At 38.7% G+C, this 26,609-nt stretch carries 26 protein-coding genes; 3 read left to right on the forward strand and 23 right to left on the reverse strand.

Annotated elements, in window-relative coordinates; genetic code table 11:
* Window positions 1-107: 107 nt before the first annotated feature.
* The 6 genes from rbfA to rimP all read right to left on the reverse strand — a co-directional run bounded on the left by rbfA (window position 108) and on the right by rimP (window position 5,576).
* Complete coding sequence (rbfA, locus tag lgb_RS06725) at window positions 108-464, reverse strand: 30S ribosome-binding factor RbfA (protein ID WP_003135548.1); 357 nt, start codon at window positions 462-464, stop codon at window positions 108-110.
* Between the two features lie 42 nt (window positions 465-506).
* Entirely contained in the window at window positions 507-3,224 is a 2,718-nt protein-coding gene (gene infB / locus lgb_RS06730; RefSeq protein WP_019293691.1) for a translation initiation factor IF-2, read from the reverse strand.
* An 18-nt stretch (window positions 3,225-3,242) separates the two neighbouring features.
* Window positions 3,243-3,548: a YlxQ-related RNA-binding protein gene (locus tag lgb_RS06735; protein WP_004256177.1), complete on the reverse strand. Its 306-nt coding sequence runs from the start codon at window positions 3,546-3,548 to the stop codon at window positions 3,243-3,245.
* A gap of 7 nt (window positions 3,549-3,555) precedes the next feature.
* Window positions 3,556-3,876: an RNase P modulator RnpM gene (rnpM, locus tag lgb_RS06740; protein WP_004256176.1), complete on the reverse strand. Its 321-nt coding sequence runs from the start codon at window positions 3,874-3,876 to the stop codon at window positions 3,556-3,558.
* 4 nt (window positions 3,877-3,880) lie between these two features.
* Window positions 3,881-5,008: a transcription termination factor NusA gene (nusA, locus tag lgb_RS06745; protein WP_004256172.1), complete on the reverse strand. Its 1,128-nt coding sequence runs from the start codon at window positions 5,006-5,008 to the stop codon at window positions 3,881-3,883.
* Between the two features lie 91 nt (window positions 5,009-5,099).
* Window positions 5,100-5,576, reverse strand: coding sequence for a ribosome maturation factor RimP (gene rimP, locus lgb_RS06750; RefSeq protein ID WP_019293047.1), 477 nt, complete (start codon window positions 5,574-5,576; stop codon window positions 5,100-5,102).
* Window positions 5,577-5,807: 231 nt separating this feature from the next.
* On the opposite strand from rimP, the gene lgb_RS06755 reads away from it, so the two are divergent.
* Together lgb_RS06755 and lgb_RS06760 are read left to right on the forward strand one after the other, a co-directional pair.
* Window positions 5,808-6,203, forward strand: a complete 396-nt coding sequence (locus tag lgb_RS06755; protein ID WP_019291799.1) for a CidA/LrgA family protein — start codon at window positions 5,808-5,810, stop codon at window positions 6,201-6,203.
* Complete coding sequence (locus lgb_RS06760) at window positions 6,203-6,901, forward strand: LrgB family protein (protein WP_004256157.1); 699 nt, start codon at window positions 6,203-6,205, stop codon at window positions 6,899-6,901. The genes lgb_RS06755 and lgb_RS06760 overlap by 1 nt, the downstream gene beginning before the upstream one ends.
* Window positions 6,902-6,966: 65 nt before the next feature.
* On the opposite strand, the gene der is transcribed toward lgb_RS06760, so the two are convergent.
* The 17 genes from der to lgb_RS06845 form a co-directional block, all read right to left on the reverse strand.
* The gene (der, locus tag lgb_RS06765; RefSeq protein WP_004256153.1) at window positions 6,967-8,277 is read right to left on the reverse strand and encodes a ribosome biogenesis GTPase Der; all 1,311 of its coding nucleotides are present in this window, start codon (window positions 8,275-8,277) and stop codon (window positions 6,967-6,969) included.
* Between the two features lie 182 nt (window positions 8,278-8,459).
* Window positions 8,460-9,485, reverse strand: coding sequence for an AI-2E family transporter (locus tag lgb_RS06770; RefSeq protein ID WP_019293354.1), 1,026 nt, complete (start codon window positions 9,483-9,485; stop codon window positions 8,460-8,462).
* Between the two features lie 118 nt (window positions 9,486-9,603).
* On the reverse strand, window positions 9,604-11,160 hold the full coding sequence (gene ffh, locus lgb_RS06775) for a signal recognition particle protein (protein WP_046400953.1): 1,557 nt from the start codon (window positions 11,158-11,160) through the stop codon (window positions 9,604-9,606).
* Between the two features lie 89 nt (window positions 11,161-11,249).
* Window positions 11,250-11,903 (reverse strand): potassium channel family protein, encoded by a 654-nt coding sequence (locus tag lgb_RS06780; protein ID WP_017369238.1) that lies wholly within the window; start codon window positions 11,901-11,903, stop codon window positions 11,250-11,252.
* A 1-nt stretch (window position 11,904) separates the two neighbouring features.
* Window positions 11,905-13,227, reverse strand: a complete 1,323-nt coding sequence (locus lgb_RS06785; protein ID WP_003134230.1) for a TrkH family potassium uptake protein — start codon at window positions 13,225-13,227, stop codon at window positions 11,905-11,907.
* Window positions 13,228-13,358: 131 nt separating this feature from the next.
* Window positions 13,359-15,095 (reverse strand): ribonuclease J, encoded by a 1,737-nt coding sequence (locus lgb_RS06790; protein ID WP_019293356.1) that lies wholly within the window; start codon window positions 15,093-15,095, stop codon window positions 13,359-13,361.
* 119 nt (window positions 15,096-15,214) lie between these two features.
* A complete protein-coding gene (locus lgb_RS06795) occupies window positions 15,215-15,616 on the reverse strand; it encodes a DUF1801 domain-containing protein (RefSeq protein ID WP_019293357.1) in 402 nt (133 codons plus the stop codon).
* Between the two features lie 24 nt (window positions 15,617-15,640).
* Window positions 15,641-16,543, reverse strand: coding sequence for an alpha/beta hydrolase (locus lgb_RS06800; protein ID WP_227671641.1), 903 nt, complete (start codon window positions 16,541-16,543; stop codon window positions 15,641-15,643).
* An 85-nt stretch (window positions 16,544-16,628) separates the two neighbouring features.
* Window positions 16,629-17,720 carry a WxL domain-containing protein gene (locus tag lgb_RS06805; RefSeq protein ID WP_019293359.1) on the reverse strand — a complete coding sequence of 364 codons (1,092 nt, stop codon included), beginning with the start codon at window positions 17,718-17,720 and terminating at the stop codon, window positions 16,629-16,631.
* Window positions 17,721-17,753: 33 nt separating this feature from the next.
* Window positions 17,754-19,781, reverse strand: a complete 2,028-nt coding sequence (locus tag lgb_RS06810; protein ID WP_019293360.1) for an autotransporter outer membrane beta-barrel domain-containing protein — start codon at window positions 19,779-19,781, stop codon at window positions 17,754-17,756.
* Window positions 19,782-19,793: 12 nt separating this feature from the next.
* A complete protein-coding gene (locus tag lgb_RS06815) occupies window positions 19,794-20,363 on the reverse strand; it encodes a hypothetical protein (RefSeq protein WP_019293361.1) in 570 nt (189 codons plus the stop codon).
* Entirely contained in the window at window positions 20,360-21,388 is a 1,029-nt protein-coding gene (locus lgb_RS06820) for a WxL protein peptidoglycan domain-containing protein (protein ID WP_019293362.1), read from the reverse strand. The genes lgb_RS06815 and lgb_RS06820 overlap by 4 nt, the downstream gene beginning before the upstream one ends.
* 63 nt (window positions 21,389-21,451) lie before the next feature.
* Window positions 21,452-22,582 carry a WxLIP family cell surface protein gene (locus lgb_RS06825; RefSeq protein ID WP_064305322.1) on the reverse strand — a complete coding sequence of 377 codons (1,131 nt, stop codon included), beginning with the start codon at window positions 22,580-22,582 and terminating at the stop codon, window positions 21,452-21,454.
* Window positions 22,583-22,771: 189 nt separating this feature from the next.
* Window positions 22,772-23,485, reverse strand: coding sequence for a WxL domain-containing protein (locus lgb_RS06830; RefSeq protein WP_019293365.1), 714 nt, complete (start codon window positions 23,483-23,485; stop codon window positions 22,772-22,774).
* A 36-nt stretch (window positions 23,486-23,521) separates the two neighbouring features.
* Entirely contained in the window at window positions 23,522-24,307 is a 786-nt protein-coding gene (locus lgb_RS06835; RefSeq protein WP_019293366.1) for a WxL domain-containing protein, read from the reverse strand.
* A 26-nt stretch (window positions 24,308-24,333) separates the two neighbouring features.
* Window positions 24,334-25,155, reverse strand: a complete 822-nt coding sequence (locus lgb_RS06840; protein WP_019293367.1) for a WxL domain-containing protein — start codon at window positions 25,153-25,155, stop codon at window positions 24,334-24,336.
* A gap of 25 nt (window positions 25,156-25,180) precedes the next feature.
* Window positions 25,181-25,516, reverse strand: a complete 336-nt coding sequence (locus lgb_RS06845) for a hypothetical protein (RefSeq protein ID WP_019293368.1) — start codon at window positions 25,514-25,516, stop codon at window positions 25,181-25,183.
* 302 nt (window positions 25,517-25,818) lie between these two features.
* Here lgb_RS06845 and lgb_RS06850 point away from each other — a divergent pair, with 302 nt between their 5' ends.
* On the forward strand, window positions 25,819-26,583 hold the full coding sequence (locus lgb_RS06850) for a class A sortase (protein ID WP_019293369.1): 765 nt from the start codon (window positions 25,819-25,821) through the stop codon (window positions 26,581-26,583).
* The last annotated feature ends 26 nt before the right edge of the window (window positions 26,584-26,609 follow it).

Raw genomic sequence — 26,609 nt, forward strand, 5'->3', positions numbered from 1 at the left:
TACAAGTGTGACTTTTAGCATTTTGCCATGAGTATTATAGCACAGTCCCCTCATTTTTGCAGACTATATAAAAAAATAAGCCTCAATGATGAGTGCTTATTTTTTTATTAATATTCTGGTTTATCCAAATTACGGAGAAGTTCATCGATTTTTGATCCATATTCGACAGATTCATCTTTGGCAAACTTCAAATCCGGGATACGATACATGGTCATACGTTGTGCTAACTCACGTTTAACAAGACCTGTAGCTTTTTCCAGACCTTTTTTAGCTTTTTCATTGTCACTGGCAAGGTTAGACAGCAAGCTGTAATAAACTGTTGCTTGACTCAAATCACCTGTCACTTGAACATCTGTAATATTCACATCTTGAACGCGGGGATCTCGAATCTTATGACGCAAAATATCATTGATTTCACGTTGGATTTCGACAGCCACACGGTCACTGCGGAAGGAAGTGCCCATAATCATTCTCCTTTTTTATTTTTTCCTCAAACATTTTAAATTTTAACGCTTGATTTCAACCATTTTATAAACTTCAAATGTATCGTCAACAAGAATGTCGTTGTAGTTTTCTACCATCAAACCACCTTCTTGGGCATTACCGACTTCTTTAACATCATCTTTGTAATGTTTCAAGCTAGCGATAGCTCCATCATGGATAACTACACCGTCACGAATAACTCGAACGCTGGCATCACGTTGAACTTTACCACGGATAACCATAAATCCGGCAATTGTACCAACTTTAGAAACGTTGAATGTTTCACGGACAATCGCTTCACCGATAATTTCTTCTTTGTATTCTGGATCCAGCATACCACGCATGGCTGTTTCGATTTCTTCGATAACTTTATAGATGATGCTGTGAAGACGAATATCTACATCTTCATGCTCCGCTTGCTCACGTGCAAGTCCCGTTGGACGAACATTGAAACCGATGATAATCGCATTTGAAGCTGCTGCTAATGAAACGTCTGATTCACTAATCGCACCAACTGCCGCGTGAACGATATCAACTTTTACACCTTCAACATCAATTTTTTGTAAGGAAGCAGCCATCGCTTCAGCTGTACCTTGTACATCAGCCTTGATGATGATGTTAACTGTTTTAACTTGACCTTCTTTAAGTGTATCAAAGAGGTTATCAAGACTTACACGACGTGTGCTTTGACGTTTAATCAATTGGGCACGTTTGGCACGTTCTTCACCAGCTGCACGTGCAGATTTTTCATCTTCAAAGACGGCGAAATGATCACCAGCTTGAGGCACATCAGAGAGACCTGTCAATTCGACTGGTGTTGATGGCAAAGCTTCTTTAATACGACGACCCAAGTCATTTGTCATCGTACGTACACGACCATATGTGTTACCAACAACGATTGGATCTTGAACGTGAAGTGTACCTTGTTGTACCAAGAGTGTTGCAATAGCACCACGTCCTTGGTCAAGACGTGCTTCAACAACTGTACCAATAGCACGGACAGTTGGGTCTGCTTTAAGTTCTTGCATTTCAGCAACCAGCAAAACAGTTTCCAAAAGAGCATCAAGATTTTGATTGAATTTAGCTGAGATTTCAACAAATTCAGATTCACCGCCCCAAGCTTGTGACATAACACCGTGTTCAGCTAATTCTTGAATTACACGTTGTGGGTTTGCACCTGGTTTATCAATTTTGTTAATGGCAACGATGATTGGTACACCAGCAGCTTTTGAGTGATTGATAGCTTCAATCGTTTGTGGCATAACACCATCATCAGCAGCAACAACCAAGATTGTAATATCGGTTACTGAGGCACCACGTGCACGCATGCTTGTGAATGCTTCGTGTCCTGGTGTGTCCAAGAAAGTGATTTTCTTATCTCCAGTTTTGATTTGATAAGCACCGATATGTTGTGTGATACCACCAGCTTCACCTTCAGTGACACGAGATTCACGGAAACGGTCAAGCAAGGTTGTTTTACCATGGTCAACGTGACCCATGATTGTAACAACAGCTGGACGTTCTACCATGTTTTCTTCGTTAAGGTAACCTTCTTCAACGAAAAGACGTTCAATATCAGATTGGTCTTCTTCCACTTTTTTAACTGGAGTAATACCATAATCCATAAGGATTAATTCCAAAGTATCTTCATCAAGAGATTGGTTTTGATTAACCATTGTTCCCATCATGAAAAGTTTTTTGATGATCTCAGCTGGTTCACGTTTGATTGCTTTTGCAATATCTTGAACGTTCATTCCTTCAGCATATTCCACTGATTCTGGTAATTCATGATATTTACGAGTAGATACTGGTGCGGCAGATTGTTGGTTTTTACCTCCACGGCGACCTTTTTGATTCCAGTTTGAGTTACGTGCATTACGTACTTGATTACGGTTATCATTTACACGCAATGGTCCGCCTGGGCGACGACCATCTGAAGATTTGTCGTGTTCGTTTTTCTTGCGGTCACGATCACGGCGGTTATTGTTTTTACCGGAAGTAGCAGGTGCTGTAAATACTTCTGTTGAGGGTTTACTCTCAAATTTATTGCCGCCACGATTTTGGTTATCATTATTGCGACGATTGTCATTTTGATTGCGACCTTGTCCACCGCGACGATTGTCATTGTTACGGCGATCATTTTGACGACGTTCTTGACGAGCAGCATCTTTTTTCGCTGCTTCTTTTTTGATATCTTCTGCGCGTTTTACGACTTTGATTTGAATCCTTGGTTTTTTATCCAATGCTTTTTTAGGTTCTTCTTTCACTGGCTCAGTAGTTTTTTCTTCTTGCTTTTTCGCTGCTGGAGCTGGAGCTTCTGATTTCTTCTCTACTTTTGGCGCTGTTTTTTCTTGTTTTACTGTTTTAACTTCTTCCACTTTTGGTTCAGCCTTTACTTCAGCTTCAACCTTTGCGGCTTTTTCTGCTTCTTCTTTAGCTTTAATACGTGCCAAGATGGCAGGATCTTCAACCACTGCTTTTCCTGCAAAGGTACGTGGCGCGTCATCTTTTTTCTTTGATGTTTTCGCTTTTGACTGGGTATCTTTTGCTGGAGTAGCTGTTTTTTCTGTTGCAGTAGTTCCTGATTTCACACGTGCAATGATTTTTTCTGCTTCAGCATCTGTGACTGAACTTGAGTGAGCTTTAACAGCCAAGCCCAATTCTTGTGCAGCTGACACAAGATCAGCATTTTTCAATCCTGTTTCTTTTGCGATTTGATTAATTCGTTTTTTATCAGACAATGTTGTCCTCCTTATTTTTTAGTTAGTCATAAGGCTCTCCATTTTCTTTGCAAATCCATCATCAGCAATGGCTAACACTTTTCGATTAGCACCAATTGCTACTGAAAGTTCATTTACTGAGAACGTTTGTAAGACGCTTACCTCATAGTAACTCGATTTATCGGTGATTTTTTTGATCAAATTCTCTGACGCATCATGGGCAACAAAAACTAAACTGGCTTTGCCATTTTGAATGGCTTTAACCACAAGTTCTTCACCTGTGATGACTTTTCCTGCACGTTTAGCAAGACCGAGTAAATTCAATACTTTTTTTGTATTATTCATATTAGTCTTAGTCCGGTGCCAAGTCTGCCGAATAAGTAGCTTCTGCTAATTCACGGCGTGCAACTTGGTGTTCAACATAACTGATCAGTTCGTCATAAAATTCGTCTGAGATTTTTGTACTGAAAGTACGATCAAAGACATGTCTCTTCTTAGCGAGCTGTGCTTCTTCATTTGATAAGGCAATATAAGCACCACGGCCATGTGCCTTACCTGTTGGGTCAATGGAGATTTGCCCCTCTTTGTTAAAAGCAATACGTAAAAGATCACGTTTAGCGATTTGCTCACCAGAAACTACAGACTTTCTCATGGGAGTCTTTTTTTGTTTCATAGGCCTATTCTTCAGTTGTTGCTTCTTCTGAAACAGTTTCAGCAACTTCTTCTACAATTTCATCTACTTCTTCAACAAGTGCATCAAGCTCCGCCATTTCCTTTTGGAAATCTTCTTCGGACTTGATATCAATCTTACAGTTTGTAACGTGTGCAGCAAGACGTACATTTTGTCCACGTTTACCGATTGCTAAGGATAATTGATCTTGAGCAACAACTGCAATTGCTGAACCGTCTTCACGGATAGCTACTTGCTCGATACGAGCTGGTTTAAGTGCGTTGGCAATCAAGGTTGCTTTGTCGGCATTATATTCGATGATATCCATCTTTTCACCAGCAAGCTCACGGATAATACCTTGAATACGTGCACCTTTTGCACCAACCATTGTACCGATAGCATCGACGTTTTCATCATGACTTTCGACAATGACTTTCGCACGATCACCTGCATCACGCGCAACAGATTTGATTTCTACTGTTCCATCGTAAACTTCAGGGATTTCTTTTTCAAACATACGTTTAAGCATATCTGGCGCTGTACGGCTGATGAAGACACGTGTCCCTTTTGGTGTCAAAAGTACGTCAGTCACATAAACTTTCACTTTGTCACCAACGTGATAATTTTCTTGACTGATACGATCTTTGGCTGTCAAAAGTGCATCCACACGGCCCAAGTTAACGTAAACTGCACGCGCATCAACTTTTTCAACGGTACCCATGATGATTTCATCTTTATAACGGCTGTATTCATTGTAAATGATTGTACGTTCTTCTTCACGCATTTTTTGCATGATAACTTGTTTAGCTGCTCCCGCTGCTGTACGTGCAAAATCTTTTGGTTTTTCTTCAAACATGATTTTGTCGCCAATTTCATAATGCGGGTTTAATTCTTGGGCATCTTCAAGTGAGATTTCAAGACGGCTATCAAAGACTTCATCCACAATTTCACGTGTTGAGTAAACATTGAAGTTTCCTTTTTTCTCATCGAAAATAACTTTCACATTTTGTGCTTGACCATATTGGCGCTTGTAAGCAGCTGTGATTGCTTGCTCAATTGCTTCGATAACAATCTCTTGTTTAATGCCTTTTTCTTCTTCTAGCATTGTAAAGGCGTTAAGCATTTCCTTGCTCATTTTGTTTTTTCCTCTTTCTTGAGTTTTTTGGAAAATATTTTCTTTTTATTATTTCGGTTGAGAGACTTACTCTCAGAGCATTTAGAATTTCTTACAACTTCACTAAAGTTGTTGCTTTTGAAATCTTATCTGCTGGAATTTCAACTGTTTTCTTACGGGCTTTATCCATATATTCTACAGTTAAGGTGTTGTCCTCAAACTTCACCAAATCTCCAACAAATTCTTTTTCGCCTTCAATTTTTTGATAAAGTTTTACAAGAATGTACTCACCAATGGCACTTTGAAAATGTTCAGCTTTTTTAAGCGGACGTTCTGCACCAGGGCTTGCAACTTCAAGCATATAACCTTCCGTTGGAAATGGATCTGGCGAAATTGTGTCTAGCAAAGGTGAAAGAATTTCACTTAAATCGGCTGTGTCTTGAATCGTAATGCCATCTGCCTTATCCACCAAAAGTCGCAAAACCATATCTCCGCCAAGTTTTTCCCACTCAACATCAATCAATTCAAACTCTTCTGGTAGGTGAGGCAAGATGAAATCTTCTACTGTTTTTACAAGTGTTTCTGACATCTCTTCTCCTTTCAGAAAACAACACAGAAGGAGCGTCCTCACGAACGCTCCTTTCTAGTAGTTTTTTATTTAAGACTATTATAGCACATTTTTGCGGTTTGTCAAGTGGCATGATTACGCAGGGTGTACCGTTTAAACTTCCTAACTCGCACATAAAATTTCTTTGAAAATTCTTGAAAATCTAGCATTAAAGGGCTATGATAAAAAGAGTGTAATTTATAGGAGATGTTTATGAAAATTTATTTTCAGTTACTTATTATTTTTGGTTTTTCTTTCGTGGGAGATACGCTGTCAAACAGTTTGCATCTTCCTGTTCCCGGGAGTATTTTAGGAATGATTTTTTTATTCCTTGCGTTGCAATTTAAAGTTTTAAAATTCACTGATGTAGATGAGGTTGGGAGTTTCTTAATCAATAACATGACGATTTTATTTTTACCTGCTGGTGTGGGAATCATGGCCAAATGGTCCTTGATTTCCGATTTTTGGTGGCAAATAGCTTTGATTGTTCTTCTTGCTCTTATTGTGAATGTCTTTGTTTTAGGTCATTTGGTTCAATTTATCAAAGTCAAATATGAAGGAGATTACCTCGAACCAGAATTGTTAAAAAATAAAAGAGAGGTAAACTGATGGATGCCATTACTTCTAGCCCGTTATTTGGTTTAACACTTACTATTTTAATATTTATTATTGGTGTACGTATCAATGAAAATATACGTAAGCCTTGGACGAATCCCTTACTTTTTGCAACCCTCGTTATTATTTTGATTTTGGTTGTAGCTAAAATACCTTATGAGAATTATTACAAAGGAGGCGCGATACTAAACGACTTGATTGGTCCTTCAACTGTTGCCTTAGGTATTCCTTTGTATAAAACCTTCCAGCTCATGAAGCATCATGCAAGATCAATTTTAATCAGTATCGCTGCTGCTGCTCTTATTAATACAGTTATTACGGCCTTATTGTTAAAATTTTTCGGTTTATCAAAATTAGCTTCATTGTCCCTTTTCCCAAAATCTGTAACTACTGCGATGGCTATTGGTATCACAGAAAAAATGCAAGGTGTGACAACGATTACGGTTGTCGTGGTCGTGGCTACCGGAATCTTGACCAGTGTCCTTGGCGTGCCATTGATGAAACTTTTTAAAATTAAAGACCCTGTGGCCCAAGGTGTGGTGCTCGGCGGCACTGGACATGCCGTTGGTACAGGAACTGCTATTGAACTAGGAAAAGTTCAAGGCGCCATGGGAGCTTTAGCGATTGGTGTAACCGGGATTATGTACGTGATTTTTGCACCTTTAGTGGCACATATTATTCTGGGTTATTGAGCCTAACTGTCTGAAATTCTAACCAGTTATAATAAAAAGCTTGAAGATTAACTTCAAGCTTTTTATTATTTACGTTTACGTGCAATCAAATGAATTGGTGTACCTTCAAAGACAAAGGCTTTACGGATTTGATTTTCTAAGAAGCGCATATAAGAGAAATGCATCAGTTCCTCTTCATTAACGAAGACCACAAATGTTGGTGGTTTAACAGCAACTTGGGTTGCATAGAAAATCTTCAAACGTTTCCCTTTATCTGTCGGTGTTGGATTAATTGCTACTGCATCCATAATAACATCATTCAAGACAGAACTTGAAATACGAAGGTTTTGTGAATGATGAATTTCCTTAATCATATCTGGAAGCTTATGAAGACGTTGACCTGTTTTAGCCGAAACATAAACAATCGGTGCATAATCAAGGAATTTAAATTTCCAACGAATATCGTCTTCGAATTTTTTCATAGTGTAATTGTCTTTTTCAAGTGTATCCCACTTGTTTACTACGAGAAGAATTCCCTTACCTGCATCATGAGCGAAGCCAGCAATCCGCATATCGTATTCACGAATTCCCTCTTCTGCATTGATGACCATAAGCACAATATCGCTCCGATCAATAGCACGCATAGCGCGCATTACAGAATATTTTTCTGTATTTTCGTAGATTTTCCCAGATTTACGCATCCCTGCTGTATCAATCATGAGGAACTCTTGGCCTTCTGCATCAGTAAAGCTTGTATCAATCGCATCACGTGTCGTACCTGCGACAGGGCTGGCAATGACACGATCTTCTCCGAGAATAGCGTTAATCAAACTTGATTTACCAACGTTTGGACGACCAATCAAACTAAATTTGATGACATCTGGATTTTCTTCTTCTGTTTCTGTTGGCAGGTTTTCAATGATTGCATCAAGAACGTCCCCTGTCCCTAAGCCGTGTACAGCAGATACAGGATAAGGTTCTCCCAGACCAAGTGAATAGAAGTCGAAGATTTCCATTCGGCGCTCAGGGTTATCTACTTTATTGACAACGAGGATAACTGGTTTATCTGTACGGTAGAGAATTTGTGCTACATGTTCATCAGCATCAGTAATTCCTGTTTCTCCATCCACAACAGCTACGATAACATCCGCTTCTTCCATCGCTATCTCTGCTTGGGCACGGATTTGTGTCATGAAGGGCTCATCCGAAAGTTCAATCCCTCCGGTATCAATAAGCGAGAATTTTTTGTTCAACCATTCGCCTGTGGCATAAATACGGTCACGTGTTACTCCAGGAATATCTTCAACAATCGAGATACGTTCTCCAGCAATACGGTTAAAAATCGTCGATTTTCCGACATTTGGTCGGCCGACAATGGCTACTGTAGGTAGTGTCATTTATTTTTTATCCTTTTCTTATCAGTAATATCAGTAATAAGTTTACTTCTCTTATTCCTCATCTTCTTCTTTTCATCTAAAAGAGAAAAAGTATGCATTGTAATTATAACATTTTACTGGCTATTTTTATAGCTCTGCCTTTTCAGATTAAAAGTGAGCCCGGAATTCTTGCTCACTTTTGATTATTTTTTAAGTTTTTTAAAGGGAATCTCCTTCACACCGAGAATATCTAGGGCAAAGTTAAAGATTGGAATTCCCACAATAAGGCCCCAAACACCGAAGAAATGTTCTCCTAAGAAAAGAATCACGAAAGTGTAAAACATAGGCAGTTTTGTCTTATGGGCCATCAGATGCGGGTTGAGGACATAAGACTCAAGAGCATGGATTAAAGCAACCATCAGTAACACAAAGATGACATCCCTAATCCCGCCGATAGAATAACCGATGATGGATAAAGGAATACAAGAGACAAGTACACCAGCAACGGGAACAAGGCTCAGTAAGAAAATCATTACGCCCAAACTCAATAACTCTGGAAAGCCCATGAAGCTTAACGCAATAAGTGTCAAAGCGGTATTAACGAGAGCAATAATAAATTGCGTTTCCAAGACAACACCAAAGCCTGTAAAGAATTTGCTTGCCAGATAATAGACGTCTTCAAAGAACCAAGCAAAGTCACTTTCCAAGAAAAGAGCTGAGAATTTATTGGTTTCTTTACGATCAATAGTGAAGAAGAAACTCATTAAGAAGGCGAAAACGACAATGAGTAACCCTTTCCCAAAGCTGGTTACATAATCAACCAAAGTCCCCAAACTGCTTTGCAGTTTATCTGCCAAGTTGTATTCTTTAAAAAGATTATATATCGAATCCATCAGCGCACTCTCGCCATTGCTGTTGTTCTGGTAAAACTTACTTACTGCATTGATGAGGTGCGTGAGCTGATTGACCAATACGGGAATATATTCCGTAATGCCTAAGTAGATTAAAAAAAGAATGACACCATATAGGATAAAACCACTTATTTTACCAGGAAGTTTAATTTTTCGCTCGATAAAGCTGACAAAACGATAGGCGAGGTAGCTGAAGACGAAAGTCAAGAGCATCAGTGGGAGAATGCTTCGTACAAAATAGAGTACAGCAATGAGAAACGCCAAAACGACCCATCTTCTAAGTTTTTCATTTTTTATAAAATTTTGGTAGTATTCCATTAATTCCCATCCTTCAATTTTTATAGATTAAAAAATTGTATTTTCACATTTTCAAGCTTCTAAATTATATCATGTTTAGCATGCAAAAAGATACATCTTAAGATGTATCTTTTATATTTTATTTCTTTTTGCCTTTTTTCATTTTTTTCTGCGCCCGTTTCATGGCTTGTTTCATGGCAAATTGTGTAGCTTTACCTTTGAGCCCACCACCGAACATAGAGCTCATATCAGGTGTTCCGGAAGATGCTCCTCCTCCCATAAGACCTTGCAAGTCTCCTAGAGAGGACATATCTGGCATGCCTCCAGGCATATTTTTCATGTTTGGCATTTTACCGCCAGCGCCGCCCATCATTTGCTGCATCATTGAATTCATGTCGCCATTCATAATGCCTTGCATCATGTCTTTAGACTGATTGAATTGCTTGATGAACTTGTTAACCTCGATAAAACTATTTCCTGAACCAGCAGCAATACGTCGACGACGAGCGGGTGAAAGTTCGACTTCCAATTGACGCTCAGCTGGTGTCATAGATAGCACAATAGCACGTTTACGTGCAATGTCTTTCGGATCAACCTTAACATTTTCAATTCCTGGCATTTGTGACATGCCTGGAATCATCTTCATAATGTCTTCCATTGGTCCCATGTTTGTCACTTGGTCAAGCTGTTCCACAAAGTCGCTGTAATCAAAACGGTTTTCCGCCATCTTTTCAGCCATCTTCATCGATTGTTCTTCATCAAACTGTGCTTGAGCCTTTTCAATCAAGGTCAACATGTCCCCCATACCGAGGATACGAGAGCTCATACGATCAGGATAGAAAGTTTCCAAGTCGGTCAGTTTCTCACCTGTACCAGTAAATTTGATGGGTTTTCCTGTAATTTCTCGAATAGATAAAGCCGCACCACCACGGGTATCACCATCAAGTTTGGTAATAATAACACCACTGATATCTAATTTTTCATCAAAAGTTTTCGCTACTTGAGCAGCAACTTGACCTGTCATGGCATCAACAACCAACAGAATTTCGGTTGGTTGTGCGAGGTCTTTAATCTCTTGCAACTCGTTCATGAGCTTATCGTCAATTTCGAGACGACCTGCCGTATCAATCAAGACATAGTCTTTACGCTCCTCACGTGCTTGAGCAAGACCATTTTTAACAATATTTACCGGACTTTCGGCTGTTCCCTCATCATAGACAGGAATATCAAGCTGTTCACCTAATGTTTTTAATTGATCAATGGCTGCTGGACGATAAACGTCAGCCGCAATCATCATTGGGCGTGCATTTTGTTCTTCTTTAAGTTTTTTAGCAAGTTTACCAGCAAAGGTTGTTTTACCTGCCCCTTGCAAACCAACCATCATGATGATTGTTGGAATTTTAGGTGATTTGAGCAGCTCAGCTTCGCCGCCACCCAAAATCGCAGTTAATTCTTCGTTAACAATCGAAATAATTTGTTGCGCAGGATTCAGTGCTTCTGAGACTTCCGTCCCAATCGCACGTTCGCGAATTGCTTTGATAAACTTTTTCACTACAGGAAGAGCAACGTCGGCTTCAAGAAGGGCCACACGTATTTCTTTCGTAATTTCTGTTACATCTTGTTCTGTAATTTTCTTTTTGCCACGCAAATTTTTAAAGACATTTTGCAAACGTTCAGTTAAATTTTCAAAAGCCATATTTATATTCCAGTTCTATTATTTTATTCAGATAGTTTTATTATACCATATTCTGTCGAGGCTTAAATCCACCAGAAGTTGGAAAAATTCTAATTTTGTTCAGAAAGTTTTTGGATATCTTCAGGACGACCAATGACAAAGAGTGAATCCCCAATCATGAGTCGAGTGTCTCCTGAGGCTATTTCAACTTTTCCATTAATATGCTTAACATAGCTGATGTTTAAGTCGTAATGATTAAAATCATCAATTTCAGAAATAACCCGATTATTCATTTTACGTGAACATACTTTTACTTCTGCGAACTCAATATTCTCAGCAATGTCCACGACATTACTGATATTCTCAAAGATTAAACTTTCGGCAATCTTACGTCCCATTTCTACCTCAGGAAGAACCACACGATCAGCGCCAATTTTTTCCAAAAGACGATAATGATTTTTATCTACAGCCTTGGTTATTACTTGAGGCACTCCAGCATCTTTTGCCAGCATAGTAACTAGCACAGAAGACTGGATGTCTTCACCTATTGCTACAATAGCAACGTCAAAATCTTGAATGCCTATCTCGTCCAAGACACGTTCATCTTTTGCATCGGCAATGATGGCATTAGGAACCATATCCTTAAAAAGATTGACACGATCTTCGTTCTGGTCAATCACGAGCAAATCTGCTTCCGTTTCGGCGATCGTTTTCGCAACCGCTGAGCCAAAACGTCCCAGACCTATAACAACAAATGATTTCATATTAACCTACCATTACCTTTTCTTCAGGGTATTTATAAAGCGACTCATGACTGTCTTTGGCATTCAGAGAATAAATAATCGTAAAGACACCAACGCGTCCGATAAACATAAGAATTCCTACGATAATTTTACCTGGGATATTGAGTCCTGGAGTTACTCCCATACTTAAACCCACGGTCGATAGTGCAGAAATAACTTCGAACAAGAGCTGATCCACACGGAATTTTGGATTGGTTAAGAGCAAGGCAAAAGTTGCAATAACCATCATAAAGAAATAAAGAAAAACAGACTCATAAGCTTGTTTGACAACACTTTGAGGAATAGTTCTATTTTTAAAACTTGTATGTTTGTCACGTTTAATGATTGAACGAACATTGAGTGCTAGAACACCGATTGTTGTCGTCTTCAAACCGCCTGCTGTAGACCCAGATGTACCACCGATAATCATCAACATAATTGTCAAAAAGATACTGGCCTGACTAAACAGAGTGTATTCTTGAATAGAAAAGCCCGCGGTTCTCTGAGAAATCGATAAGAATAAACTCTGCATGGTAAAAATTGCTGGGTTATTACTTACACTTTCAAAATCAGAGATTAAAAAGAGTATCATGCCACCAAAGATGAGAAAAGTTGTTGTTGTCAATGCCAAACGTGTATGTAAAGACAATTTTCTTTGCTTTTTGTAGTTAAGCAGGTCCATCATAACGATAAAACCTAAACTGCCGCATACAATCATCGAGGCGATGACCATTAAGACATAAGGAGAATGTTCATAAAGCATGAGCGAATTACCAAACAAATCAAAGCCGGCATTACAATAAGCCGAAATAGCATGGAACACACTGTACCATAAACCTTTAACCAATCCAAACTTTGGCACAAAAGCAAAGGACAAGAGAACACTTCCGCAAAATTGAATAAGAAAAGAAATGATTAAAACATTGATAACAACACGAACACCCGAGCTAATATCAGATAGGCTGTATGATTCTTGAATAATCAAGCGGGACTTAAGCGACATCTTCTGGTTGAGCAATAAAAAGATACTGACAACCAAAGTCATAAATCCTAATCCACCAATTTCAATCAATAAAAGTAAGATAACTTGACCAAAAAGCGACCAGTGAGCGCTTGTATCAATAACGGTTAAACCTGTAACACAGGTTGCTGATACAGCTGTAAAGAGCGCATCGACAGGATGAGTAAATTGTCCTGTTTTGGAGGAAATCGGTAAACTCAACAGTGTCCCGCCCACAATGACAAGAGTCAAAAAGGCGATAAAAATAATCTGCAAAGCTGTTAATTTTTTTAAATTTTTCTGCATAAGTCGCTTGCTTACTCTCCTCTAGTTCTGTGCCCTGGGAACTTGCCATTATCAAAAAAATATAGCAAAAGACAGGCCTTTACTATATGATAATTTTTCAACGTTCTTGAACAAACCCTGTCCTAGAAGTCTTATTCAGACTTTTCAGTGGGTTTATTTGCTTTCTTTTTGTTGCTCTTGTAACGACGTGTTAATTCTTGTGGGGCACGCGCTTCCATCACGACAGGAAGAACAACTGGTTTACGACGTGTTTGGTTGTAGAGGAATTTACCAAGAGCATCACGAATAGCGCCCTTAAGTTCTGACCAATCGAAAGTTGTTCCTGCAAGATATTTTTCAACGGTTTCATTAACCAAATTTCCTGCATCTTTCATCAAATCACGTGATGTTTTGACATAGACAAAGCCACGCGTATGTACACGTGTTTGACTGATAATTTTACGGTCGCTCTTACTGATAGTGATAACAGCAATGAAAATACCGTCTTCTGACAAAACTTTACGGTCTCGTAAAACGACAGAACCAATGTCCCCAATACCTGAACCATCAATCATTACGTTTTCTGCTGGTACAACACCTGCAGGAATCATTTCGTCTTTTTTGTTGAATGAAACAGATTCCCCTTTTTTCGCGATAAAGATGTGCTCTGGAAGCATGCCCATTTCCATGGCTAATTCAGCATGTGCACGTAACTCACGGTATTCACCTTGAATAGGGATAAGATTTTTAGGTCGTAAGATATCAATCATAAATTGCAAATCACGCGCATTGGCATGACCTGAAACTTTTAAATCTCCACCCAACATCTTCATCACACCACCTGCACGATAAACGTCATTTTCAATGCGTGCCACTAATGTTTCATAAGCTACTGAAGGAGTTGTTACAGCAAACGCCACATCGCCTTCTTTGATTTTCACCCATTTGTGACGTTTGTGCGCCATGTCACCGAGAACTTTTAAGGGTTCACCCATACGTCCTGTTTCAATGATAACAAGCTCATCATCAGCATATTTACTGATTTCATTTGGTTTAATGATTGCTTTTTTATCTTCAATTTGCAACTTCTTCAAACGTGTTGCTGTTTCGACGATTTGGTCCATATCTTGACCAGTAAAGACGATATGGCGTCCGAGCTTGATTGCTGCATCAACGACTTGTTGGATGCGCCCGAGATTCCCTGCGTTACAAGCAATGATCACACGACCTTGTGCTTCATCAATTGTGTCAAATATTTTTTCGTAGATTTCATGTTCACTTGCAGATTGAGCCGTTGACAAAGCATTTGGTGAGCTTGAAAGTAAAGCAAGGACTTTACTGCTTCCAATTTCAGCAAGGCGTCGCATGTTTGTACGATAGCCAGGCGCAACTGCTGGATCAAAACGGAAATCTCCTGTATAAACAATATTTCCGGAGTCAGTTCCAATGACAATCCCCATTGATTCTGGAATTGTATGTGTTGTTGAAAAGAAGGAAATTACAGCTTGACCAAAATCAATTTCTGTTTCTTCGTTGACCACGTGGAAATCCTTAAACTTCTTGCTGCCATCATAATTGCGCACATTAATCTTCGCAAGTTCAATCGTCAACTCACTCCCAAATACAGGAACACGTAATTCAGAAACGATATAAGGTAATGCGCCAATCGAATCGGCATGACCATGCGTCAAGAAAATCCCTGCAACACGATCAGCATTTTCAACTAAATAGTCAATGTCTGGAATAACAAAGTCAATTCCTAACATGTCACTGTCCGCATATTTTAGACCAGCATCGAGAACGAATATTTGTTCGTTCACCTCTGCTAAGTACATATTTTTACCAAATTCGCGTACACCGCCTAAGGGTGTAATTTTTATATCTGCCATTTATTTATTAATTAAAACCTTTCTTATTTCGTAATAAAAGGGATTGGCATTCCAATCCCTACCGAGAATACTTACTATAAGTATAACTCAAAGCAAGCAAAAAATCAATCAAATATTCGTCAATCCCTCATATCATGCGGTTTATCGTTACTTAACATTTTTAAGCTTTCCCGTATATCCTCTTCGTATTTTACGAAAAACTTTTGATTTTTAATCCGCAAACAACCTCGTCCAATAACTGACTTTGGGAATCGCTCCTGTAAAGCCACATTACTTCCATAAAAATAGAGCGCAACATAATTTTTTTGAGCAGAAATATTAAGTATACCAGCTTCTTCGTATCCTGGACTTGGATGAGGATTTGCTCCCAAAGCGAGAGCGGAAAAAGTTCTTCCATTATCAAAATAACGCAAGTTTTCATCTGGAAACACTGTCTTAACCAACTGCGTAACTTGTCTTAAAAGTTGTGGATTAGGCGACTGTGATACGTAGTCCTCTATTTCCTCTGCGCTTATGTACATCGCACCTCCTTGATTTTCTTTCACTTAAAAATAAGTCTTTAAAAAGTTTGCTACTACTTCGCGATATTTTTCTTTATCTATTTCGTAAGACCGCACATGTCGACCTCCTTTTGCAATATAGATTTCCTTTGGCCCTTTTGTTGCTTCATAGTTTCGATGCACCATTTCCATGGGAACAAAAGTATCCTGATCTCCATGGATAAAGAGGAACGGCTTCGTATTTTTATTTAATTGCGTAATTGACGAGGCTTCCTTCCAACCGTACCCCGCAAAAAGTTTAGACCAAAAAGAAAGGAGGTGAATCAGCGGAAATTGTGGCAAATGATAATCATGCTTTGCTTTATGAGCCAACTCGTTCCAAACCGTATCATAACCACAGTCTTCAATAAAACACTTAACATGTTCAGGTAAGTTTTCCCCCGAAAGCATCATTGTTGCAGAGGCACCCATCGAAATACCAAACATTGCGATTTCACTTTTAGGATTTTTCTCAATAATCTGTTTAATCCAGCCTAGGTTATCTTTACGGTCTAACCAACCAAAACCAATGAATTTTCCTGGACTTTTTGCACCTGCACGATAATCCGGCATGAGGACATTGTAGCCCAGTTCATGAAAGAGCCAACCAAAAGCACCATATCTGTCTCGAACAGATTTATACCCGTTAGCCAACAAGATAGTCTTATCTGTCGGCTTTGTCGCTGGTAAATACCAGGCCTTAAGCGTTAAATTATCGTGTGTCTGTAAACACCATTCTTCTTTTTTGGCTTGCATAAAAGCGTACCATTCGGGATAAAGAGGATCATTGCTTTGGGGTTGTTGAATCCAAATGCTACGATTTTTATTTTCAATAAATATAAACAGACCAAAGCTAACAATAAGAACTAAAAAAATGAGAGCCAACACTAGTATTAAAAAAGTTAACATGAGCCTATTATAACACGACTTGTGTAACAACTTTACTTGTTTTCTTCTCCATAAAAAAAAGAGAGTTAAAATCTCCTTTTTCCTTCTATTTATTACCTGGAACATCAGACAATGTCCATGTCAGTTCTCCTTGATATTTTGCTGCATATTGTTGGGTCACAGGTACATCAAGATAGAGCCCTTTTTTCGTTGTACTTCCCCAATTTTGGCTGAGATTAAAGGTTCCACCATTCGTGCCACTTGGCTGACTTTGTACTTGAGCATTACTTGATGAAAGTACGGTATGGTTGCTGCCATCAGCACTAAAGAATAAAGTCCCAGCTAGTGAATGACCACCAGTAATTGGTGTACCCGTAGCATCAACTTCGACTAAGGGCTGACTTTCTTTTACAAACATTGTCCATCCTGTATTCTTGCTGCTTTGTCTTGTATCGGTAACTACAAGATCCTGATCATAGGCAGGAAAATCAACCACATTATTATTTTTAACTTTTAGCTGTCCAAAATCCATTGTAGATGGTGCACTAGTAAAATTTAGACTCCCTGTAAAGATAGATATGGCAATAGTTTTGGAAATGCTTTTATCTGAGCTCGAAAAATTGTAAGTCACATCAATATTGTCATTAGATTGAGCATTCTTCAAGGCCGTAAAATATGCAGCAGAATCCTCTAAAGCTGCTGAACTAACTGTTCCGTCAGAATGATAAGCTTTTGCTTGCGTATAATAATCAAGTGTTGTCTGATCACTGTTAGCTCCAATCGTATTAGCGATATCCTGCCCTAAAGTTACCGGGTATGCATTGATCGCTTTCTGACGATCAGAGGAGATGATTGCATCATCAGAAACAACGACAAGATGCGCTTGTGCTGTTTCATTTGTCGTTGACCACGTAACTGGAATGTCAATATAATCTTTACCATTTAGCCCGCCATTGGCAGTCGCTAAAGTATTTCCGTCAAGCTTTAGGCCTGTTAAGTCTTGCCCCTTTACTTCCATCAAAGATTGAAGTTGACTTTCAGTGAGCGTTTTTGCCATATTTTCTGAGAGAATAATATTTCCTGCTGTAAGCTTTTGAGTAATCGTTATTGTTGCCTTAGGTGCAATAACTGGCACTGCTGCTGATACCCTATTAACTGCAAGCATACTTGGAAGAGCAACAGACAGAACTGCGCCCATTATAAAAAATCGTTTCATTTTTCTCCTCTCCTCCTATGCTGGTCCATCTGCGATGGTATATTTAAAGATACCAGATGGTGTTCCTGTTTGTGTCAGTAGTGTATTTTTAGCTTTAATTTTTATTCCCGAAGTTTGTGGAGCAGTCAATGTGTAATTTTGCCCTGCATTCGCCATTGAAATAAAAGAAGGTAAACTTGTATCTGAAGTTACTGAGGCGATAGACACAGCCAAGCCCGTACCTAAAGTTTTGTTATCAGCTGGATTGGCAGGATTACTCCAATAATAATCGATATTATCTGCAAAATTATTTTGCATCATTGTTACCGAAAGATTAAAGTTTGGCGCTTGTCCTCGATCGTCCCCTACTACCAATGTTTGTGTCTCATTTCCATTGATTAGATTTGACCAAGAGCTATCAGCTGGTGTACCATTGCTATCATTTGGATTTAAAGAGATATTAAAACTTCTTGCCATGGATGATTTAGCTGCAACCATCCAATAACCGGTGGGTTGGTACCATGATATATATTTGGCATTTTTTAAAGCATTCAAATCTGCCGCAGTATAGTTATTTGGGGTTAAGGCTGAGCTTGCCGTCGCTCCCAGTCCAGTTATTGTTCCTGTGTTTTGTCTGTACCAGATATCATTACTTGCTAGGTTATTCTGATTGGACGTTATTAAGTCCAATTGATTTGGGTCTAATGGTGCCGTTACTGTTGAAGCGTGTGTTCTTAATCCATTCCCTGATATTGTAAGCGGAAAATTGTTATTCCTATTAACAGTCGAATCAAATACCACACCTCCTTGCGTATTCAAAACAAAAGCTTTAGGATCATTAAGCGTGATGCCACTTCCGGCACCTGGTTCCCCTGTAACAAGGCTGCCAGATGTTCTTAGATTATTCAAAAGTACCGTTGCATCTTGTCCAATATTCCACCGAATAACTTTCGTACCTTGAAACTCGTTAAGATTGATACTCCCTCCTCCTGTTGAGACAGCAAGCCTTGCATTATTTCCCACATTTACAGTCCACGAATTATTTGCAATCCACATAAACCAACCACCACTGTATCGTGAAGCTGTAGCCGCCGTTCCTCGAATATCAAAGGAAGCATCATTGCCAATATCCCAAACCATTGGCCCACTATTTCCATCATCATAATACATGGTATAGGTGTCATTCAGATTCCAAACCATATGCGCCCCATCTGCTACCTTCATTGTATGAGAATTATTATTATATGTATAGAAAGGCTGATCATAGCCCCAGGTTTGATTAAGTGTTGTTGTTCCTGTAACAACTTCAACCCATTTTCCACCTTGTATCCATTCGCCTTGGTTATCAGCACCTAAAAGTCCAACACTGTTCATACTATGATCTTGCTGTATATTAAACTCATTTGTACCATAAAATAATATTCTTCCATTATCATTACGAATCGGTTGAGCAGCATAACGTGCTGTTCCATTACTTACTTTTACATCCTCATAGATAAAAGTTGGTGCTGAACCGCCTGTGCCAACGGATTGAAAGATGCCACCAGTTATATTATTTGTAATCGATGCATTTTTGATTTGTAGAACTGTTGCTTCACTTACCCCTGCATTGGGGACACGAAATGGGCCGCGGATAGTTCCTCCACCAGCACCACTTCCTGAACCAGGAGTTGTATAGTTCGTATCAGAATCCAAATAAAGTGTGTGACCATTACCATTTATGGATAAGCTTTTCCCATTTACAATGGAAACTCCGTTATTGGTATTGCCAGTATTTGAATAGCCGTATCCACCAATAGAGGATTCACCTTGAACATCGCCAACAATGTTAAAGAAGACCGTATTATTGGAAGCAGCTGTTGGAGTGACAGACTGATAGGTATCCAGCATGTCCTTCCAGCTATTCGTACTGTAATATGTTGCACCGGCCGTCCCTGTAACTGCACCAGAAGTATCCACATTGCCCGTCAATACTGCCGCATCTGCCTTTTCTCCTACTACTGTTAAGGTCAAAATCGTACCCGCTATCAAGAGTGGAGTGATATATTTTTTATTTATTTTCATAAAATTATTTCCTTATAAACCTTGTACGAGTGTATTAGTAAGCGTAGCTTGGTAAGCGCCGGGTTTTATGGTTTGAGTTGTATCCAACTGAATTTCAGCAGTTGCAGCTCCACTGCTTTGATTTCCTTGAGCATTTGTTTGCCCTGTCAAAATACGCCCTGCTTGCCCCAAAATGTTGACCGCATTACTCCCTTTTATCGTACCCGAAGAATTGTCAGCAACAGTAATTTTGAAGAATTTTAGTGGTAACGTTGTTGCTTGACCATCAATAGTTCCTGTGAAATCACTAATTTTCTGTTGCAAATTATATCCGTTTGCATTCCCCGTGATATTAACTATACTATAAGGAACTGTACCTCCTGTCGTTATAGAACCTTTTGTAGAAGCTTCCGTATTTGCAAAGTTAAAGTCTGGAGCTTGTGTAAGGTAGAGATTATCAGTTGTGGGTGCAGTAACAGTAATATAGGTATTTGCAGTGCCACTATCCTTGTCTATCTCTGTATCTGCCTGAGTACTGTGTTGTTGCCAAATAGCACTAGTCATCAAGAACATTAGGATGAGGATTCTCATTTTCCCTTTCATTTTTTTACCTTTCTTTTCTTTGTTACATAAATTATTATTCCTGCTCCACCTATTACTAAAGCAGCTAGACTAAGCATTATTAATGGAAAGCTTTTATTTTTTTGCGGTGTAAGCTCTGATGTAACCTGGACCTTTCCTTTATCGTCAACTTTGAGAAGATAGGTCTCCTTTAAAGTTTTATCTTCTTTGGTCGCCCTAATACTCAGTTCATACTCATTCCCTTTTTTTAATTCTTTTTTTACATTTAGCGGTAAGTCAATTTTGGCATAGGGAACAATTGTTCCTGAGCTATAATCTAAACTTGAGTATAATATGCCTTTTTGATCTTTTATCGTTGCCTGAAGTTTTGTTTTTTCTTGCAGAGTATCTTTGTAATTTTGAAGCCGAATAGACTGTTCATCCGTTTTCAAATCAGCTGCAGATAAGGAAACTGAAAAGGAATCGTCTTGCCTGCCCGATTGAAGAATCAACGCAAAAGCTGAGCTATAAATATTCACTAAACTTTGCCCTTTCTCTTCCTCTGTGGCCCGGCGGGTAACATTGATTCCTCCTATCGAAATATTGTTCTTCCAAGAATCAGGGATCTTAATTTTGATTGGTATTTTCTTAGATTCTCCCGCTTGTAAAACAATGGTTTTACTGCCAGGTTTCTTACTATCACCAATGAATACATTATTATAAAAATCGAACAGTTTCGTACTAGAGAGATACTTATGAGCTTCCTCTTTTTTTAAACTATAGTCTATCACGAAGTTCGGATTGGTAACAGCTTGATTTGAAGTAATGTCAAAAGTATTTTTCTGCTTGCCATTATTTATCTGAATTTCTAAATTAATTTCTTCGCCAGGTTGGACATCAAGCCACCAGTAGCCTGTCTTATCATTTGTCTGGTGTTTTTCAAGTATCGGGCGGGCAGAAAAATCTGCACCACCAATATCTTGAGCAAGGACATTTTTTCCACTTGTTATCATGCACAGAAATGTTACAAAAAACAAAAGTGAATGTGTGATGATTTTTTTTTGCATTTATTTCACCTCTCTTCTTACATCCCAGCTAGACTATCAAGCATCAAAAACTGCCAATATTTTTTAGTTATTATTTTCTTTTTCATTTAATTTTTGCTCAAGCTCAGCAATACGAGCCGCTTTTTCGTCTTCTTCTTTCTTACGACGTTTCCAAAGGATAAAGAAAAGAATAAAGATCAAAAGTAAGAGAATCAAGGCAAGGATTAACCATTTCATCCAAGAATTATCTTCTTTTATGGTCACATCTTTTTTATTAAGCTCACGCGCTTTGTCCGCTGCGATTTCGAAATCTTTTGTGAAAGTCCATTCATATCTATATCTTGTTTCATTTCCTTTATCGTCTTTAACAAGATATTTGCCGTTCTCGTCTTTTTGACCATGTACCAGCATTTTGATTTGATATTTTCCTGCTTGTAATTTCTCACCATTTAGAGAAATAGGATAGTCAAAGTTAGAATTTGGCGCCATCTGCATCATTTCTTTGCTTGATTTATACTCAATCTTCGGATTATCCAGTCCCTTAACAGTTGCGGATAACTGCATTTGATTGAGATAGCCCATTGTTGGGTTTTGCAAGTTAGCATTGATGACATTACGATAGTTGACTTGATCAGGAGAAACTTTTGTCAGTTTCAAATCTGGTTTTACTTTATCTTGAGATTGACTCATTAAAAGTGCAACTACATAAGCATATTCATTTTGAATACTAATTCCCTTAGTGTCTGTTGTTTTGTCCTCACTCGACTTTTCCTTATAAGTCAATCCGCCAGCCATATAGCCTTTAAAAACTGAATTGGGCATCTTCGCATTGATTTTTACAGTTTTTGTCGTTTTGGGAGCTAGGACAATTTCTTGATCAAGTTTGACATAGTCCTTCATATTATATTTTAATGAAGCATCGGGCTTGATTTTATTTGGCGAATATTCTACGACCCCGTTTAGATTGGTAGTTGCACTTGCTAAACCTTGCTCAACAGTAACTGTTTTGTCCGTTGAATTGCTCAATTCTACAGAAAGTGTCTGTTCTTGCCCTGGTGCCATAAGAATATCGAAATATGATGCCTTACTTGCCTGATTTTCCGGAAGAATTGCTTTCACGCTAAAGTTAAACTGATTGGCAAAAGCTGGTTTCCCAAAGGCAACCATTCCTGTTAGTGCAACTGTAAGAGCGACCCATTTTTTTAAGTTTTTCATTTTTGTATAACCTCGATTATGATATTTTGAAGATAAATAATAATTTTATAAATAATGCCTTATTTCCCTCTCTTGCGAGAGGGAAATATAATTCTTTGAAAAATTTACAATGCTGTGAGTTTCGCCTTTACTTGATATGTATCTTCCTTTTGTGCTTTCACATAAAAGCTGCTCATAAAGTTAAAGAACTTAATTTGCTGGAGTATCTGTCAATGTCCACGTTAGGGTTGATTTATAAGTATCAGCTAATTTTGTTGTTTTACCTGGGACTGCTAATGAAACAGAAGAAGCCTTAGTTGTATCATCTCCCCACACAAGTAAGTTTGTACCTGCCCCTTTACCGGCAGTAGCGCCAAGGATTGTCCCTGATGAAGTTCCAGGTGTTAAGGTTACAGAAGCTACCGATTGGTCTGCTGCTGCATCGGAAGCTGAAACAATATGACCATTTTCAAGTTTCAAAGTAGCACCACTCAATACAGAACCTGTACCTGTTTTTCCGTTTGTGAATTCTGAGGCTTGAAGAGAAAGGGACCAACCAGCAAGTGTTCCACGATTATCTGTAACTTGGACCCAGTTTGGACGTGTTGTTTTATCCGTGAGTGTTGTTGCTGCTGCAAAATATGTTTTATCAGCAGAAGTGATTTCTTGCGTACCAAAATTAAAATTCGACGCATAATCAATTGAGAGAGGACCATCGGTACCAGGGTTTTTTGGGCCTTCAGGATCAACTGTAATTCCTGGGTTACCTGGATCAACTGGATCAGTTGGGCCACTTGCCGGAGTATAAGTAATTGTACTGTCAGAGCTATATACTCCGCCGTCAGCCGCAAAGACTGTTGATGCTCCAGTAGATGAAGCAATTAGAGCAAGTGCTGCGAGAGAAATAATCTTTTTAGTTTTCATTTTTATTTTTCCTTATTCTTTATTTTTGTATGATTTTCATCCATTCTGAGGAAGTTCAGAAAGAATCCAATTCAGTTGTGTGGTGTAAGAAGCCGCATCCTTAACCGTTTTTCCCGGAACAAAAAGCTGAACATCCTTACTAAAGTTCTCTTTTACACGTTGTTCCGCTTGGTTCAGTGTATCTTGCGCTACAAGTTCACTGCCCCATCGTATAATCCATGTACCGGCACCAGCACCTTTTACGGCTGTTGCCACTACTGTTTCTTTTTCAGGAACAAGATCAAGCACTTCTTGTGCAGTTGGCGGTGTATCCTCGTTCAAGGAAACTGTTTTGGGATTCACTAAAGAAAGCATTGCGCCTTCTAAAACTGGATGTTTTGCAGCTGTATTTTCTTGGTGAAATTGGGCTACTTCTCGAACTTTTAAAGTCCATCCCGCTGTCGTTCCGCGATTATCGGTAATTTGGATATAATTTGGTGTTTCCAATATCGAATCTGCATACTTTTGCGACTTTGCATAGTAGATTTTATCTTGAGTGGAAATATTATTAATTCCAAAATCAAACGATGAAGCATAATCTATGGATAGAGGCCCCGGTGTTCCGGGTGGAGGCGTAACTCCTCCAGGCCATACAGGAGAAACGGGCTTTCCTGGTTCTTCTGGTCCTGGACTGACAGGAGGCGTTATCTCGTTTCCAGCAACAAAACCAACTTGACCAAACGATGAGTAATTTACAGATTCAGCTGTAATACTTTCTGAAGAAATAGCGCAAACTATTGCAGCCAGAATCAAGCTTGTACTATATACGAGTTCTTTTTTCATTCTACCTGCCTTTCATCAACCAGTTTTTAGTTTCCTGGTGTATCCGAAAGTTTCCAGATAAGGTTTGTTGTATAGCCTGAAGCTTTTTTAGCTGTACTTCCCGGAACAGTTAGTGTGATTGGTGATTGAGTAGCAACGGCATCTTTTGCTGTTGCAGATGCATCGTAATCCGCTGTAGCTCCTAATGCATAGGTCCAAGTTCCCATACCTTCATTAGCCTTAGCTGACATGATTACTTGATCTGAAGTACTTAAAGCGAATGTTGAAGCATTAACATTTGAAGGCTTTGCCCCAGTAACTGTTCCGTTTGATACACCTTTACTGAACTTAAGTTGTGCACCAGTCAAGTATGTTCCAAGAGGAGCGCCCGCTTCAGGTGTTGCAGTCATATCTGTACCTTTTTCTCTGAATTGTCCATCTGTCGCTACAGAGAGTGTCCATCCTGCAAAAGTTCCCCGTACATCAGTTACTTGAGCGTAGTTCGGAACAATACCACTGACCGTACCGCTTCCATCAAGAACTTTCTGTCCATGTGCATAGTAAATTTCATCTGTTGAACTAATTTTTTGTTGTCCAAATGAAAGACTTGATGCAAAGTCCAAGCTCAAACCTTTTGTTACTTCTACAGGTGGCAATACTGGAATATTTGGATCTGGGTTTTCTGGATCTACTGTTGCTCCTGGATTTTCGGGGTCCACAGGTTTTGTGCCTGTATCGCCTGTGACAAATTCTACATCTCCTGGAGTAGAATAGTTTGCATCTGCCGCAAATACTGATGTGGCAGCGATTGGAGCAATAGCCATCAAAGTAGCTAATGTGGCTGTTGATTTCAATATAATTTTGTTCATAATGTGTACGCCTACTAAAATCTTTCTAGATCTTTTTTTCTAAGTTATGTTGGTAATTATTTTTGATTATACTTCTTGTACTAAGTATGATGAGCAGTCCTCCTAGAGCAGAGAACACGAGATAGGGCAAAGAGTTTGAATCCCCAGCATTGGGAATTGTATTTCCAATTTGTCTATTTTCAGATGAAGTTAAACCGTTATTTTTATCTTGGTTATCTTTCTGTTGATCCTTAAAATCATATTCCCCGACAAAGCCGATACTGTCACGATTGCTGTATGTCACATCTTCTGCTTGAGCTTGAGCCCCCAGAGAACCTGTAACCGTCAGGAGAATAATAACACATAAAATTTTCTTTAACATTTCACCTCCAACTCTTTTAGCTTTGTTTAATTTGAGGTCATGAAGTTAGACGTCACTCACTTCAAACCACACTCTTATTTAATCACATGGCTTGTTCTTAAGTCAATCTTATTTTACTGTCTTTTTTCTTTTATATTTTTTCAACAAAAAAAAATAAAAAATAATGCTCTAATCCCTTATAAATCAAAGGATTACAACTTCTATATCTTTGAAAAAATACTGCATTCAAATTCAAAATAAAAGAGGATATTTACAAAAGATTTTCATTTTGCTATGATTAAAAAAATATGAAAGGAACAAAAATGAAGAAAAAACGTTTAAAAATATTGATTACTCTGCTCTTAATTCTAATGCTGGGCATACTTTCTATTCCTTTCTCAAAATATTTTAGTATAGCTACCCATTCTCAACTTATGAAAACAGAAACCATAAGAACAGATTTGCCAAAAGATGTAGCTGATCCTGAGCCAATTCAGGCTCCTCGCTTAAAAGATGTACTTAAAGCTTCAGTGAATCAAAACAAAAGTGCTCTCGGACAAATTGTTGCACCAAGCGTAGCCGTTAGTCAACCCATCTTTGTAGGACTGACACAAGAAAATATGGCTCAGGGAACTGTAAGCCTCTTTCCAGATCGTAACCCTGAATCCCATAGCTTGACGATTATTGGCCATCATGTACAGTACGACTCCAGTCTTCTTTTCGGAGGCATTCAAGAGCTAGAAAACGGTGCCGATGTATATGTTCGCTACTTCGATAATTATTATGCTTATAAAGTTGAGTCCAACCGTATCATTAGAGAAACTGATCTTTCAGAACTGCAAGATAAAGGCCCGAATTACCTCTACTTAATCACTTGTAACAGCGCCACCGAAACACCTTATCGTGTACTTGTTACTGCTAAAAAAGTAACTGAGTCTCCCGTAAAAAAAGCCCAATCTGCCTTCCACGAGAAGCAAAACGCTATTCAAAAAAAACAAACAAAAACTTACTGGTTGAAATTTATCCTACCACTTTTGGTTGTTCTAATACTCGCTCTAGTCTTTCTTATTTATATCTGGAGACTATGACAAATAATAAAAAAATCACCTGATGT

It is taken from the genome of Lactococcus petauri, from assembly GCF_023499275.1.
Taxonomy (GTDB): domain Bacteria; phylum Bacillota; class Bacilli; order Lactobacillales; family Streptococcaceae; genus Lactococcus; species Lactococcus petauri.